This is a genomic window from Thioclava sp. (assembly GCF_048263065.1).
In the GTDB taxonomy this organism is placed as follows: Bacteria; Pseudomonadota; Alphaproteobacteria; order Rhodobacterales; family Rhodobacteraceae; genus Thioclava.
The window spans coordinates 102136-114658 of the sequence record NZ_JBLXEM010000005.1 but is presented as its reverse complement, the minus strand read 5'-3'; the positions used below and the strand labels follow the sequence as shown (position 1 = coordinate 114658).

The window sequence follows — 12523 nt, the reverse complement described above, 5'->3', positions numbered from 1 at the left end:
TCGCACACTCTTTTTTGAGTTTCCGGCATAGACCCAATTCTCAGATCACACGAAACAGCTGCTCGAACTCCTTCTTCCCGTTCTGAGAGAATGTCACAACGCGGGTTTTCGGATCGCGTTTTGCCCATGACAGTTCTTCAAAACGGCTCAGAAACGCGCGGCCAAGACTGCCTGCCAGATGCGATTTTCGCTCGCTCCAATCCAGACATTCGCGACACAGGGGCGTTCGCTTGCTGTGAAGAGCAGCAAGATCAATCTGCAAGCGGGTGGCAAATTCAGCGCCTGTATCGGTCAGGATCAGTTGGCAATCTTTGAGCGCAAGATGCCCCTGAGACATCAGGCTGTCAAAAAGCTGCGTGCCCATGTCACCGGCCAGATGATTGTAGCAAACGCGCGCCCGACGCAGCGCGGTATCTTTTGGACCGGTGCGCTGGCGCAGATGCCCTGATCCAGCCGCCAACCCCATCAACCCCTCAAGAACCTGCGCAACCTCATCACTGGCCAGCGCGAAATATTTGTGCCGACCTTGCTTGCGCGGGTGCAGCAGGCCGCCGCTATCAAGTTTCGACAGATGCGAGCTGGCCGTTTGTATCGTCACCCCCGCTTCTTGGGCGAGTTCGCTGACGGTCAGGGCATTGCCGCTCATCAGCGCGGTCAACATGTTTGCGCGCGCCGGATCACCGATCAGCGCCGCGATATGAGCGATATTTGGACCCTCTTTCATAGTTCGACCCTAATCGAAGCATGACCCCTGTTCAATATTGTAGATTTGACCAAGCGCCATTTAGAAAGGATGAAACCATGCTGACCTGTGTGATCCGTTATCATATCGACCCGACAAAGACCGCCCAGTTCGCACAATATGCCCGCAACTGGGGTCAAGCGATTCCGCGTTGCGGCGCCAATCTGATCGGCTATTACGCCCCGCATGAGGGTTCCAGCACGTTAGCATATGGCATCTACACCATCGCCAGCCTCGCCGATTACGAGGCCTATCGCGCCAGATTGGCCGCCGATCCTTTGGGCCGAGAGAATTACGAATTTGCCCAGAAAGAAAAATTCCTGCTGCGCGAAGATCGGACCTTTGTGAAATGCGTCTCGGCGCCGGATGGGCCGGGGGCCGCAACTTGATCGCTGTCATTTTTGAGGTTGAACCAGCCGAGGGCCAAAAGGACGCCTATCTCGACATCGCGGCGCAGATTCGGCCCCTGCTGGATGAAATCGAGGGCTTTATCTCTGTCGAGCGGTTTCAAAGCCTCAGCGATCCGCAAAAAATCTTGTCGCTGTCCTTCTTTGAGGACGAGGCGGCGGTGCTGCAATGGCGCAGTTTAACCGCCCATCGCAGCGCGCAAACCAAGGGGCGACATGGCGTCTTTGACGATTATCGCCTGCGGATTGCGCATGTGATCCGCGCCTACGGGATGTTTGATCGCGCACAGGCCCCCGCTGACAGCAAGGCCGCACATGCACAGCGAACGCCAACTGACTAACATTCGGCGTTCAGGTCTGTTTCGCGCGGCGCCCCCATCATTGCCTGTCGGCGCGTTTGTGTTGTGACATCATTTGGCTGGCGACTGTGTCAGGCATGGCATCTGTAGCATAGCTAAACGTGCCGTAGGTTTTCACCTCCTGCGCCGCGCGCATCAGCGCACCAAGCGCTGCACGCGCGAAAGAACCGCCCACGCTGATACGGCGCACGCCTGCGGCTGACAGTTCGGCTACTGAATAGCTTTGCCCTTGCAACCCCATGACAACATTCACCGGCTTGTCGACGGATGCGCAGACGGTTCTGATCGCCGCGATATCAGGCAGGCCGGGCGCAAAAAGAACGTCCGCGCCCGCCTCGGAAAACGCCTGAAGCCGTTTGATTGTATCGTCCAGATCAGGCCGTCCCCATAGGTAATTCTCGGCCCTGGCGGTTAGCATGAAGGGCAAATCAAGCGCCGCTTCGGCAGCGGCCTGAATTCGGTCAACCGATTGGGGAAAATCATAGATCGGCGCGCCCGGATCGCCTGTCGCATCTTCGATCGATCCGCCGACCAGACCAGCCTCGCAGGCCAGACGGATGGTTTGGGCGCAAACTTCGGGTGCCGCGCCAAAGCCGTCTTCAAGATCAGCCGAGACCGGAAGATCAATGGCCCCCACAATCTCAGCGGCGTTTTGCAGTATCTCGCCCCTGCCGAGCCCCGCGAAAGAGTCGCGCTTGCCTTTCGAGAACGCATAGCCCGCGCTTGTGGTTGCAAGTGCCTCAAAGCCCAAACTGGCCAACAAACGCGCAGACCCGGCATCCCAAGGATTGGGAATGACGAATGCCGTATCTCGGGCGTGCAAGGCTTTCAGGCGTTCAAATTTCTCCTGTTGATCGGTCATTTTGCGCCCTTGCACCTGATTGTCGTCAGAAGCATAGCCGAACGGAGCGCAAACGAAACGTCTTTGCCTGCGCACCCTGTTCGGCGCGAGAGCTCATCGCGCTGTCCAGCCTCCGTCAACGGGAATCGCCGTTCCGGTCAGGTTATGCGCAATCGGGCTGCACAGCCACAGCGCCAGAGCGCCGATCTCTGCAGCGTCAGAGATGCGCCGCGAGGGCTGTTTTTCCGACAGCAGGTCTGCGATTGCGGCTGCGCGGTCGCCATCATGCAGGGCGGCGCGCGAAGATATCTGCGGCTCGAGGATCGCGGTCTCGGTCCAGCCGGGACAAATGCAGTTCACCGTTACCCCACCGCTTTCGCGACTGCCAGCGGTGGCATATTCCAGCGCCGCCACGCGCGACATGCCAACGAGACCGAATTTCGAGGCGACATAGGGGGCCTTGTGGACCGAGGCGACAAGCCCATGCACCGAGGCGATATTGACCACCCGCCCATAACCGCGCTCGGCCATTTTCGGCAGCGCCGCCTGCATCGTGGCAAAGGCGGCGGTAAGGTTGATCGTCAGGATCTTCTGGAAGGTCTCAAGTGGCATCTCGGCAATCGAGGCGGTGTGCTGGATGCCCGCATTATTCACCAAAATATCAATCGCGCGCCATTCCAGCGCATCGGAGACCAGCGCGCCTGCCGCAGCCGGGTCGGACAGGTCATGGCCAAAGAACTTGGCTTCGGGCGCGCCCAAAGCGATCAGCTCGGCACAGGCAGCCTCGGCCTGCGCAGCATCCGCAAGCCCATGCACCGCAATGGCCGCCCCGGCCCCAGCAAAAGCGCGCGCGATCTCAAATCCGATGCCCTGCACCGAGCCTGTCACCAAGGCCGTCTTTCCGCTCAAATCCATCAGTCTTCCTCCTCCAGCATGTCGCGCAGGTCTGTTTTCAGAACCTTGCCGTAATTGTTCTTTGGCAACCCGCTCACGAAACGATACAGCTTGGGCCGCTTGAAGCGCGCGATCTGCGCAAGGCACAGTTCCTCCAGCGCGCGCGCCTCCACCGTCGCGCCGGGGTGACGCACGATAAAGGCCACCACGTCTTCGCCCCATTCCGCCGACGCCCGGCCCACCACAGCACATTCATGCACCTCGGGATGGGTCAGCAGCACGTCCTCGATCTCGCGCGGATAGATATTGGTGCCCCCCGAGATAATCACATCCTTGGAGCGATCTTGCAGTGTGAGATATCCGTCAGCGTCGAGACTTCCGATATCTCCGGTCAATAACCATCCATCTTGCAACGCCTTTGCGGTAGCGTTGGAATCGCGCCAATAGCCGGGCATCACCGGCGCGCCGCGCACGATGATCTCTCCCATTTCACCGGGCAAAAGCGTCTGCCCGTCGGGACCCGCGATAGCAATCTCGACCGCCGATTGCGCCCGACCGACCGAGACCAGCCGTTCGCGCCAGCGCGGGTGAGAGCGGTCAGCCACCTCATCGCGTGAAAGGGCCGAAATCCCCATCGGACATTCTCCCTGACCGTAGATTTGCACGAAACGCGGACCAAGGCGCGCCACGGCCTCTTCGATATCGGCGCGATACATCGGCCCGCCGCCATAAACGACCGTTTTGATCCCGCTCCCGTCTGCACCTTGGCGCACCGCCTCATCGGTCAGGCGACGCACCATCGTCGGGGCCATAAACAACGACAGCGGCCCCTGCGAGCGGGCAGTTTCAAGCAGCTCTGCGGGATCAAACCCACCCGAGGCAGGGCAGATATGGCGCGCGCCCATGCGAATATGGATCGGGGCATAAAGGCCTGCGCCATGGCTCATCGGCGCGGCATAGAAAGCACCATCCTCGGTCGCGACAGGATCGACATCCAGCGGGTAGCACAGCGAAGTTGCGGCAAGCATTGCGTGTGTAATCTGCACGCCCTTGGGCCGCCCCGTGGTGCCCGAGGTGTAAAACAACCATGCGAGGTCATCGGGGCCGCGCGTAAGAGGCGCGTCCGCCTCGCCTTGCAGCATCTTAGCATAATCGGGCGAGGTCACGTCGAGCGTGATCACCGTGCAAGCCTCGGTTAGACCGGCTCCGGGATCGGGCGTGACAAAGGCGATTTCGGCCTCTGAATTCTCAATAATCCAGCCCGCCTCTTTGCCATGCAGCTTGGCATTGATCGGCACCGCCACCGCGCCCGCGTACCAGATGCCATACAGCACGATCAGGTAGTCAGGGCAGTTTTTCATAAAGATCGCCACGCGATCACCCGGCGCGACGCCTTGCGCGATCAAAGCCCTTCCCAGCGCCGCTGCGCGCGCACGAAACCCCGCATAATCCGTCACAAGCTGTGCGCCATGAAACAGCGCAGGGGCCGTGGGGGACATTCGCGCTGTGCGCTCTAACCATTGCGCCATGTTCATGCCGCGCCCTCCAGAACCGAGGCATAGTTGGCAACTGCCGCGCCTCCCATATTGAACACAAGCCCACGGCGCGCGCCCGGTAGCTGCATGTCGCCCGCTTGGCCAAGAATCTGGCGCGCGGCGAGCACATGCATCGACACGCCCGTCGCCCCGACCGGGTGACCTTTCGCCTTAAGCCCGCCCGACAGGTTCACCGGCAAGGCCCCGCCGCGCATCACGGTGCCGTCTTCCAGCACGCGCGCGCCCTGCCCCGGCGCGGCCAGCCCCATCGCCTCGTAGATCATCAGCTCGGCGATGGTGAAGCAGTCATGCACCTCGGCGAAATCGAGCCCGTCCAGATTGATTCCTGCCCGGTCCAGCGCCGCGTGGATCGCGCGGCGCGGCCCCTCCATCACTGAAATATCGCGGCGCGACATCGGCAAAAGGTCGTTCACCTGCTCCATCGCCGCAATCCGAACGCCCGTGCGCCCCTGCGCCAGATCATCGGCCACCAGCACCAGCGCAGCCGCCCCATCCGACACCAGCGAGCAGTCGGAGACCTTCAACGGCGGCGCGATCATCGGGTTCTTTTCCGAGACCTCGCGGCAGAATTCCACGCTGAGCGGCTTGTGCATCTGTGCAAGCGGATTGGCCATCGCGTTGGCGTGGTTCTTCGCGGCGATCTGCGCCATTGCCTCGGTCGGATCACCAAAGCGCGCGGCGTAAGCCTTTGCGAAATGCGCAAATATCGCGGGAAAGCTTTGACCCGCCTCTTCGGGTTGATAGGCCGCACGGCCAAGACAGGCAGACACGTCGGCGGTTGAGAGATGCGTCATCTTCTCGGCCCCGATCACCAGCGCGGCGCGAACCCGGCCCGATTCAATCGCATCCATCGCCGAACGGATCGCAGCAGCGCCTGAGGCACAGGCATTCTCGACCCGCGTTGCCGGGGCCCAACGCAGATCCTCATGCGCATTCAGCGCAAGCGAGGCGGCAAAGCCGTCCTCGACCATCCCGGCGTTGAAATGCCCCAGCCAGATGCCGTCGATTTCGGCAGGGGCAATCGCGGCCTCTGCAAGCTCCTCGCGCGCCACTGCGACAATCAAATCCTCCAGCGTATCGGGCAGCCGCCCAAAGCGGCTGTGCCCGCAACCAATGATCGCAACCATCTTCTCCTCCTCTTTGTCGGTCAGCATGCCTTTGCGACGACCGTCGCGCTATACCGTAGAACTACGCATGGCTTGTCAGCGCGGGCGCGCGCCGCGCATAATGCGTTATGGAATTTGAAACCCTTGCAATGCAATTCGCACCCGTTGGCATCGCGCTGACTGAGCGGCGCATCGTGCGCAACTGCAACCCGGCCTTTGCGGAGATATTTGGCGGCCAGCCAGAGGATTTCACCGATCTGGATCTGGTGCGCCTTTATCCCAGCATCGAGGATTACATCCGCATTGGTGCAGCGGGTCTGGACCGGATGCGCGAAGGCTCGGTCTATTCCGACGAACGCATCATGCGCCGCCTTGATGACACGCTGTTTTGGTGTCGGGTCAGGGGGCGCTCGCTGATCAAGGACGAACCGTTTGCCCGTGCGGTCTGGACCTTTATCGACATCTCGGCAGAGCGCCGGGTGTTCGACCTCAGCCCACGTGAACGCGAGGTGGCGATGCACACCTGCCAAGGGCGCACTGCTAAGGAAATCGCCCGCGATCTGGGCCTGTCGCATCGCACTGTCGAGCAGTATCGCGCCCAACTTTTCGAGAAAACCGGCGCCGCCAACAAGGCCGAATTCGTCGCCTTTTTCATGGGAATGCCGGACGTTAAACCGGAGCCGTGAAACGGGCGCGCAAACGCCCGTCCCGTCGCCTTAACCGCGATGCACCAAGCTAGCGAAAAGCTGCGGGTCGAGGCTGGCAGAGGCGAAGGTCTCCCCCTCGGTCAGCACCGCAACGGCGTCATGGCTGTGCAGGCTTTCCTGATGGCTGGCAAGCACGCGGAAATCACCGATACGCGGCTCGGCCAAAAGACGTTGGGCAAAAACACGCACCGCATCTTCAACAAAGATCGGGTTGGCGGCGTTCAACTCGGCAAAGGCTTGCTCGTCCTCACGTTTGACCATCACCTGCGTCTCAGTCGGAACGGCGGCGCGCGCGAGTTCGATCAGATCTTCGAACCACAGGCATTCACCCGCCTCAATCACTGCAGAAATCCGCGCGACCGAGCGTTGCGAATGCGGCGTGGCCAGTTGACCACGCGTGGCGCGGGCGTGTTCGGACAGCTCCAGCGAGCACGGGCAGGTCGAAGAATAGACGTAATCAAGGTGGATCACCTTGGTGCGCACACCGCCCATGTCGATCAGTTCCAGCGCGATGTCGTAATACTGCCAACCCTCAAGACCGGAGCGCAGCGACGGGCGTTTGACCGGGAAAGAAAACCGCATCATCAGCCGCGCATCAAAGCTTTCGAGATCGTCGAGATAATCATTCAGCGCAGCTTCCATCACCTCGAAGGAGAAACTCTCTTCGGCATGACTGTAAAAGCTGCGCATTACGCGGCTCATGTTGATGCCTTTTTTCTCGGCTTCAAGGCTGACCGTGCCAGTGACCGAGGTCTCGAGCGTCAAGTCGCCGTTGTCGCGGGTGCGAAACCGCACCGGCAAGCGGAAATTGGAAATGCCGACATGCGCGATCCTATTTTTTGCCCCAACGATCAGCGAAGCGGGGCCGTTTTGCAAATCGGGCAAGCTGGCCTTATAGGCCTCATCGACCTTGAAATCAGGATCGAATTGACGGCTCAGATCGGGGTAATTTGCGACGGCATGGCCCGGCAGCAGGCGCGCAATCGCCGGGTCCAGGCGCGCGACCTCAACCGGATCGGCAAGGGCGGCCCATGCGCGCAAGGTTTCCAACGCGGCCTTGGCCTGCGTCTCATCAGGCGTGTCGATCTTACCGTGCACGTTCATATCCTATCCTCCGGCATACCCGGTCCCGCTTGATATGGGGGGCTTGGGGCGATTGTCCAAGGGAATACGCCCCGAACCTTCCGCTGGATCACCGCTTAGACAGCCGAAAGCGCGGTCACGATATCGGCAACAAGATCGCGGCCATCCTCAATCCCCATCGAGATCCGCACAAGACCCGGCGTGATGTTGATCGCGGCGCGTTCGTCTTCGCTAAGGTTTTTATGCGTGGTCGTCGCCGGATGGGTCGCGATGGATTTCGCATCGCCCAGATTGTTGGACAGCAACACGATCTCTAAAGCGTTGAGAAAGCGGAACGCCGCCGCTTTGCCGCCTACGAAATCGAGCGCGATCATCGTGCCGCCCGACCCCATCTGATCCATCGCCAGCGCGTGCTGGGGATGGTCCATCAGGCCGGGATAAATCGTGCGCGCCAGCGCCTTGTGCCCCGCCACGGCGCTTGCGACAGCCGCCGCATTGGCCGCCTGCGCACGCACCCGCAGATCCAGCGTTTGCAAGCCCGACAGCAACAGCCAAGCGTGAAACGGGCTCATCGCGCCACCGGTATGTTTGACATAGGTTTCCAGCGGGCCGCGGATGAAGTCGCGCGTTCCCAGCACCACACCGCCCAGCACGCGCCCACTGCCGTCAATATGCTTGGTCGCAGAATAAACAATGATATCAGCGCCTAAGCTGACCGCGTTGGAAAACACCGGCGAGGCAAAGACGTTGTCTAACACCACCACCGCTCCGTGCGCATGCGCGATCTGGGAAACGCCCGCGATGTCGATCACTTCAAGACCGGGGTTGGACACGCTTTCAAAAAAGCAAACCTTGGTTTCCGGGCGCATCGCCGCGCGCCACGCATCCAGCTTCGTGCCATCGACCAGCGTCACCGCCACGCCAAACCCCTGCAGGATCTTGAGCACATGCAGGCACGATCCAAACATCTGGCGCGCCGCCACGATGTGATCGCCCGCTTTTACCAGCGAGGTCAGCGCCCCATTGACCGCAGCCATACCGCTGGCACAGGCAAACGCATCTTCGCAGCCCTCAATCGAGGCCATCCGGTCTTCGAACATCCGCGTCGTGGGGTTGCCGTAGCGGGCATAGATGAACTCATCCTCGCCCTGATTGAGAAAGCGCGCCTCGGCGGCCTCGGCTGACGGATACACAAAGCCTTGCGTGAGAAACATCGCCTCGGCCATCTCGCCATATTGGCTGCGGCGGATGCCGTCATGGACAAGTTTGGTGCGAAATTTGCGATCGGTCATGGCGCGCTCCTGCGACGGTTGGTCGCGTTTTAGTTGCGATAGCGCCCCAACTGCGCGGGGTCAACGCTTTCGCACCCGTCAGATCACGCGTTTGCACAGCGTTGTGGGCCGATGCGCACGCGCGCTAGGGGAACCGCGCCGCGAAATGCTGCGTTTGGATTTTACGAAACCGCAATATCAACCCGGACCTCCCGCCATGCCGCTATTCAACATCAACGCCTGCGAAGACATTCCCCCCGATCTGCTTGCGCAGGCCAAAGCCCTGCCCGAGGGCGCGCCGATTGTCGTGATGGTGCATGGCTATGGCTATTCCCCCACCGATCCCAGACGCGACCCGCATGCCCATATTTTCGCGCTGGAACCCAGCTACGATCTCAACACCGCCCTCAGTTGGCCGCGTGCTTTGGGGCTTGGCGGGCAAAACCCCGTCGAGGGGATTGCGGTCGGCTTTGGCTGGGAATCCTCGGGGCGGTTGGCGCGTATTTATGACATGGCGGAGATTGCGGCGCAGCGGCTGGCGCGCCTGACGACGCGGCTTGCGCTGGTCTCGGGGCGTCCGGTCGGGATTATCGCGCATTCGATGGGCTGCCGCGTCGCCTTGCGAGCGTTGCGTCATTTGCACGAAGGTCGTGTGTCCCGCATGGTCTTGCTGGCGGCGGCGGAATTTCAAAGTCGCGCCGAAGAGGCAATGACCAGCCCCGCCGGGCGCGCCTGTGAGATCCTGAATGTCACGACGCGCGAGAATGATATCTTTGATCTGTTGATGGAACTGGGCGTGGGCCGCGGGCGCGAGCGTTGTATCGGCAACGGGCTGACCCGGCCGTTGCGCAACTGGCTCGATTTGCAAATCGACGCCCCCGAGGTGATCGCGACGCTGTGCAATATCGGCTATCCGGTTGGGGTGGCGGATAGACGGGTCAGCCATTTCTCGTGCTACATGCGCGAAGGGCTGTTTGATCTGTATCGCACGGTTTTGCGCGCACCCGACCGCCTGCCCCTGCCCTATCTGGCCCAAGCGCTGCCGCAGGCGCAGGCCCCGCGCTGGTCGCGACTGTTTGCGCGCCCGCGCACAGCGCCTCTGCGCTTGCCTTTCGTGCATCATAGCGCAGATTGATCCCCAACGCGTTTTGCGAAAGGGACAGACATGATCGAACTTTACTATTGGCCCACGCCCAACGGCTGGAAAATCTCCATCGCGCTTGAGGAGATGGGGCTGGACTACGAAACCCACCTGATCGATATCGGCGCGGGCGATCAGTACAAGCCCGAGTTTCTCAAGATTTCGCCCAATAACCGGATGCCCGCGATCATTGATCCCGATGGCCCCGATGGCGCGCCGATCTCGATCTTTGAATCCGGCGCGATCTTGCAATATCTCGCGCGCAAGACCGGGCAATTCTACGGCGCAAATGAACGTCAGCACATCGCGGTGGATGAATGGCTGTTCTGGCAGGTCGGCGGGCTTGGTCCGATGGCAGGTCAGGCGCATCACTTCCTGAAATACGCCCCCAACCTAGAGCCGCCGCAAGACTTGCCCTATGCCAAAGATCGCTACCGCGCCGAGACCGGGCGTCTTTACCGCGTGATGGATCGCCGCCTTGCCGAAAACCGCTACTTGGCGGGCGATTTCTATTCGATCGCGGATATGGCGACTTGGGGCTGGGCCTCGCTTTGGGAGGGTCAGCAGCAGACGCTGGACGACAAGCCGCATCTGAAACGCTGGCTCGATGAGCTATCGGCGCGCCCCGCAGTACAGGCCGGTCGCGCGCTGGCGGCGGAAAATCGGGGCGACAATAGTAACCGCGACGCGCAGAAAGTACTATTTAAACGCTGAACGGCGCGGCGCGTCCCTATTTCGGGGGCGCGCCATCTTCTTTTGGTTTTTCAATGCCGTAGCGCTCAAACAGCTTGGCCTGTGCCATGATAAACCCGATCAGGATGATCGGCAGCCCGAAGGTCTTAAAATCAACCCAAACGCTGTCAGACATCGTGCGCCAGACGATTTCATTGGCCACAGCCAGCGCTAGAAACAGCCCGACGAAGCGCTTGGTCAGGATCATCCAGCCCTCATGCTCCATCGGCAGGGCCTCTTCCATCACCAGCTGCAACCACGCCTTGCCGCGCAACAGCCCCGCGCCAAGGATGCCGGCAAACAGCAGGTAGATGATCGTCGGCTTCATCTTGAAGAAGGTCGGATCGTTGAGCCAGACTGACAGCCCGCCAAAGATCAACACCAATACCAGCGTCGCAATCTGCATCGCCGAGAGCTTGCCCGTGAGACGCCACAGGATCAGCGTCGAGAGCGCGATCAGAGGCACGAACAGCGCGGTGGCAAGAATGAAGCCGGAATAATCCCGGCCGAGAATTTCGTAGTGACCATCCTTCAGGCGATTGAACGCGATGAAGAAAATCACCAGCGGCCCCCAATCAAGTGCGCCTTTCACCCAAGGGGAAATCTTTTTGCCTGCCATCTGTCTTACCGTCCTGCCATTTCCACAATCACCGCGCCCACCGCGATCAGCGCCATCAAACCCGTGCGCCGCGGCCCAACCTTTTCGCCCAGTACCAGCCAGCCGATCAGGGCAGCAAAGACCGTTGAGGTCTCACGCAGCACCGCCGCCTCGCCCACCTTGTCCAGCCGCGTCGCCAGCATGATCGCGCCAAAGGAGAAATAGGCAACAATCGCCCCGATAACACCCCTTTTCAGCAAAGGCACGATTTCGCTACTGGGCAAACGTACCCAGCGCCGCGCCGTCACAATGGGCATGAACCAGCCATCGATGAAGAAAAACCACGCCAGAAAGGTGAACGGATCGGCGGTCGCGCGGATGCCATAGGCGTCATAGGTGGTGTAAAGCGCCACGAACGCCCCCGTCGCCACCGCAAGCGCCAGCGCGGGCACCATCGTCTCGCGATTGACCGTGATCGTGCGCAGATTATAGAGCGCCAATCCATAGATCCCCGCCAGCAACACGCCGACCCCGGCCCACTGGCCCCAAGTGAAATGCTCACCAAAGACTATCCCCGCACCGATTACCGCGAAAAGCGGCCCGGTGCCGCGCACCACCGGATAAACGACCGTATAGGCGCCACGCGTATAGGTCATCGCTTGCAGCAGCTTGTAGCAGACATGGATTACGAAAACAGTGGCGAAGATCGGCCACATGAAGGGCTCGGGCCACGGCACCAAGAACAGCGCAATCGGTGCCGCCATGATCCCGTAGCTTGCATCGATTGCCGCCCGGCTGAGCCAAGGATCATGCCGCCCCTTTTGCAGCGCGCCAAAGAGCGCATGCAAAAACGCCGCCAGTAGCGCCAAGCCCAGCGCCAGATGACGCCCCGTCTCGGTGCCAGAAACTGAAATGATCCAATCGCCCAAAGCGGTATCCTTATAATGATCGCGTCGGAGGGGGCGCCGCCCCCTCTGGCCTGACGGCCATTCACCCCCGGGATATTTCTGTCAAGAGGAAGAGAGGAATCCTGCCTTCCTCTTGATCTAAATATCCCAGGGGGAGGGCGTAGCCCGGGGGGCAGCG

The 12523-nt window shown here is 60.8% G+C and carries 14 protein-coding genes; 5 read left to right on the top strand and 9 right to left on the bottom strand.

Annotation, left to right across the window (positions count from 1 at the left end; translation table 11 throughout):
* Positions 1–40: 40 nt before the first annotated feature.
* Positions 41–724, bottom strand: coding sequence for an ArsR/SmtB family transcription factor (locus ACN0SD_RS09165; RefSeq protein ID WP_417807935.1), 684 nt, complete (start codon positions 722–724; stop codon positions 41–43).
* A 77-nt stretch (positions 725–801) separates the two neighbouring features.
* Between ACN0SD_RS09165 and ACN0SD_RS09160 the strand changes: the two genes are divergently transcribed.
* Both ACN0SD_RS09160 and ACN0SD_RS09155 read left to right on the top strand, forming a co-directional pair.
* On the top strand, positions 802–1131 hold the full coding sequence (locus ACN0SD_RS09160; protein WP_417807934.1) for an NIPSNAP family protein: 330 nt from the start codon (positions 802–804) through the stop codon (positions 1129–1131).
* Positions 1128–1490, top strand: coding sequence for an antibiotic biosynthesis monooxygenase family protein (locus ACN0SD_RS09155; RefSeq protein ID WP_417807933.1), 363 nt, complete (start codon positions 1128–1130; stop codon positions 1488–1490). Before ACN0SD_RS09160 ends, ACN0SD_RS09155 begins: the two co-directional genes overlap by 4 nt.
* Positions 1491–1527: 37 nt before the next feature.
* Here ACN0SD_RS09155 and ACN0SD_RS09150 read toward each other — a convergent pair whose 3' ends face one another.
* The 4 genes from ACN0SD_RS09150 to ACN0SD_RS09135 all read right to left on the bottom strand — a co-directional run bounded on the left by ACN0SD_RS09150 (position 1528) and on the right by ACN0SD_RS09135 (position 5926).
* Complete coding sequence (locus ACN0SD_RS09150) at positions 1528–2370, bottom strand: isocitrate lyase/PEP mutase family protein (RefSeq protein WP_417807932.1); 843 nt, start codon at positions 2368–2370, stop codon at positions 1528–1530.
* A 93-nt stretch (positions 2371–2463) separates the two neighbouring features.
* Positions 2464–3264, bottom strand: a complete 801-nt coding sequence (locus ACN0SD_RS09145) for a 3-hydroxybutyrate dehydrogenase (protein WP_417807931.1) — start codon at positions 3262–3264, stop codon at positions 2464–2466.
* Positions 3264–4778, bottom strand: coding sequence for a class I adenylate-forming enzyme family protein (locus ACN0SD_RS09140; protein WP_417807930.1), 1515 nt, complete (start codon positions 4776–4778; stop codon positions 3264–3266). The genes ACN0SD_RS09145 and ACN0SD_RS09140 overlap by 1 nt, the downstream gene beginning before the upstream one ends.
* Positions 4775–5926, bottom strand: a complete 1152-nt coding sequence (locus ACN0SD_RS09135; protein WP_417807929.1) for a thiolase domain-containing protein — start codon at positions 5924–5926, stop codon at positions 4775–4777. The genes ACN0SD_RS09140 and ACN0SD_RS09135 overlap by 4 nt, the downstream gene beginning before the upstream one ends.
* Positions 5927–6033: 107 nt before the next feature.
* On the opposite strand from ACN0SD_RS09135, the gene ACN0SD_RS09130 reads away from it, so the two are divergent.
* Positions 6034–6591: a LuxR C-terminal-related transcriptional regulator gene (locus tag ACN0SD_RS09130; protein ID WP_417807928.1), complete on the top strand. Its 558-nt coding sequence runs from the start codon at positions 6034–6036 to the stop codon at positions 6589–6591.
* A 30-nt stretch (positions 6592–6621) separates the two neighbouring features.
* On the opposite strand, the gene folE2 is transcribed toward ACN0SD_RS09130, so the two are convergent.
* Complete coding sequence (gene folE2 / locus ACN0SD_RS09125; protein WP_417807927.1) at positions 6622–7716, bottom strand: GTP cyclohydrolase FolE2; 1095 nt, start codon at positions 7714–7716, stop codon at positions 6622–6624.
* A 95-nt stretch (positions 7717–7811) separates the two neighbouring features.
* Complete coding sequence (locus tag ACN0SD_RS09120; protein WP_417807926.1) at positions 7812–8987, bottom strand: aminotransferase class I/II-fold pyridoxal phosphate-dependent enzyme; 1176 nt, start codon at positions 8985–8987, stop codon at positions 7812–7814.
* Between the two features lie 196 nt (positions 8988–9183).
* On the opposite strand from ACN0SD_RS09120, the gene ACN0SD_RS09115 reads away from it, so the two are divergent.
* The gene (locus tag ACN0SD_RS09115) at positions 9184–10101 is read left to right on the top strand and encodes an alpha/beta hydrolase (protein ID WP_417807925.1); all 918 of its coding nucleotides are present in this window, start codon (positions 9184–9186) and stop codon (positions 10099–10101) included.
* A 30-nt stretch (positions 10102–10131) separates the two neighbouring features.
* Entirely contained in the window at positions 10132–10821 is a 690-nt protein-coding gene (locus tag ACN0SD_RS09110) for a glutathione S-transferase N-terminal domain-containing protein (protein WP_417807924.1), read from the top strand.
* A 16-nt stretch (positions 10822–10837) separates the two neighbouring features.
* Here ACN0SD_RS09110 and ACN0SD_RS09105 read toward each other — a convergent pair whose 3' ends face one another.
* Positions 10838–11458 (bottom strand): inner membrane-spanning protein YciB, encoded by a 621-nt coding sequence (locus ACN0SD_RS09105; protein WP_417807923.1) that lies wholly within the window; start codon positions 11456–11458, stop codon positions 10838–10840.
* A gap of 5 nt (positions 11459–11463) precedes the next feature.
* Positions 11464–12366, bottom strand: a complete 903-nt coding sequence (locus ACN0SD_RS09100; protein ID WP_417807922.1) for an EamA family transporter — start codon at positions 12364–12366, stop codon at positions 11464–11466.
* Positions 12367–12523: the final 157 nt, after the last annotated feature.

Bases quoted from the DNA above. Each gene is read 5' to 3' on its own strand.
- ACN0SD_RS09165 (WP_417807935.1), bottom strand. From the start codon at position 724: ATGAAAGAGGGTCCAAATATCGCTCATATCGCGGCGCTGATCGGTGAT.
- ACN0SD_RS09160 (WP_417807934.1), top strand. From the start codon at position 802: ATGCTGACCTGTGTGATCCGTTATCATATCGACCCGACAAAGACCGCC.
- ACN0SD_RS09150 (WP_417807932.1), bottom strand. From the start codon at position 2,370: ATGACCGATCAACAGGAGAAATTTGAACGCCTGAAAGCCTTGCACGCC.
- ACN0SD_RS09145 (WP_417807931.1), bottom strand. From the start codon at position 3,264: ATGGATTTGAGCGGAAAGACGGCCTTGGTGACAGGCTCGGTGCAGGGC.
- ACN0SD_RS09140 (WP_417807930.1), bottom strand. From the start codon at position 4,778: ATGAACATGGCGCAATGGTTAGAGCGCACAGCGCGAATGTCCCCCACG.
- ACN0SD_RS09135 (WP_417807929.1), bottom strand. From the start codon at position 5,926: ATGGTTGCGATCATTGGTTGCGGGCACAGCCGCTTTGGGCGGCTGCCC.
- ACN0SD_RS09130 (WP_417807928.1), top strand. From the start codon at position 6,034: ATGGAATTTGAAACCCTTGCAATGCAATTCGCACCCGTTGGCATCGCG.
- folE2 (WP_417807927.1), bottom strand. From the start codon at position 7,716: ATGAACGTGCACGGTAAGATCGACACGCCTGATGAGACGCAGGCCAAG.
- ACN0SD_RS09120 (WP_417807926.1), bottom strand. From the start codon at position 8,987: ATGACCGATCGCAAATTTCGCACCAAACTTGTCCATGACGGCATCCGC.
- ACN0SD_RS09115 (WP_417807925.1), top strand. From the start codon at position 9,184: ATGCCGCTATTCAACATCAACGCCTGCGAAGACATTCCCCCCGATCTG.
- ACN0SD_RS09110 (WP_417807924.1), top strand. From the start codon at position 10,132: ATGATCGAACTTTACTATTGGCCCACGCCCAACGGCTGGAAAATCTCC.
- ACN0SD_RS09105 (WP_417807923.1), bottom strand. From the start codon at position 11,458: ATGGCAGGCAAAAAGATTTCCCCTTGGGTGAAAGGCGCACTTGATTGG.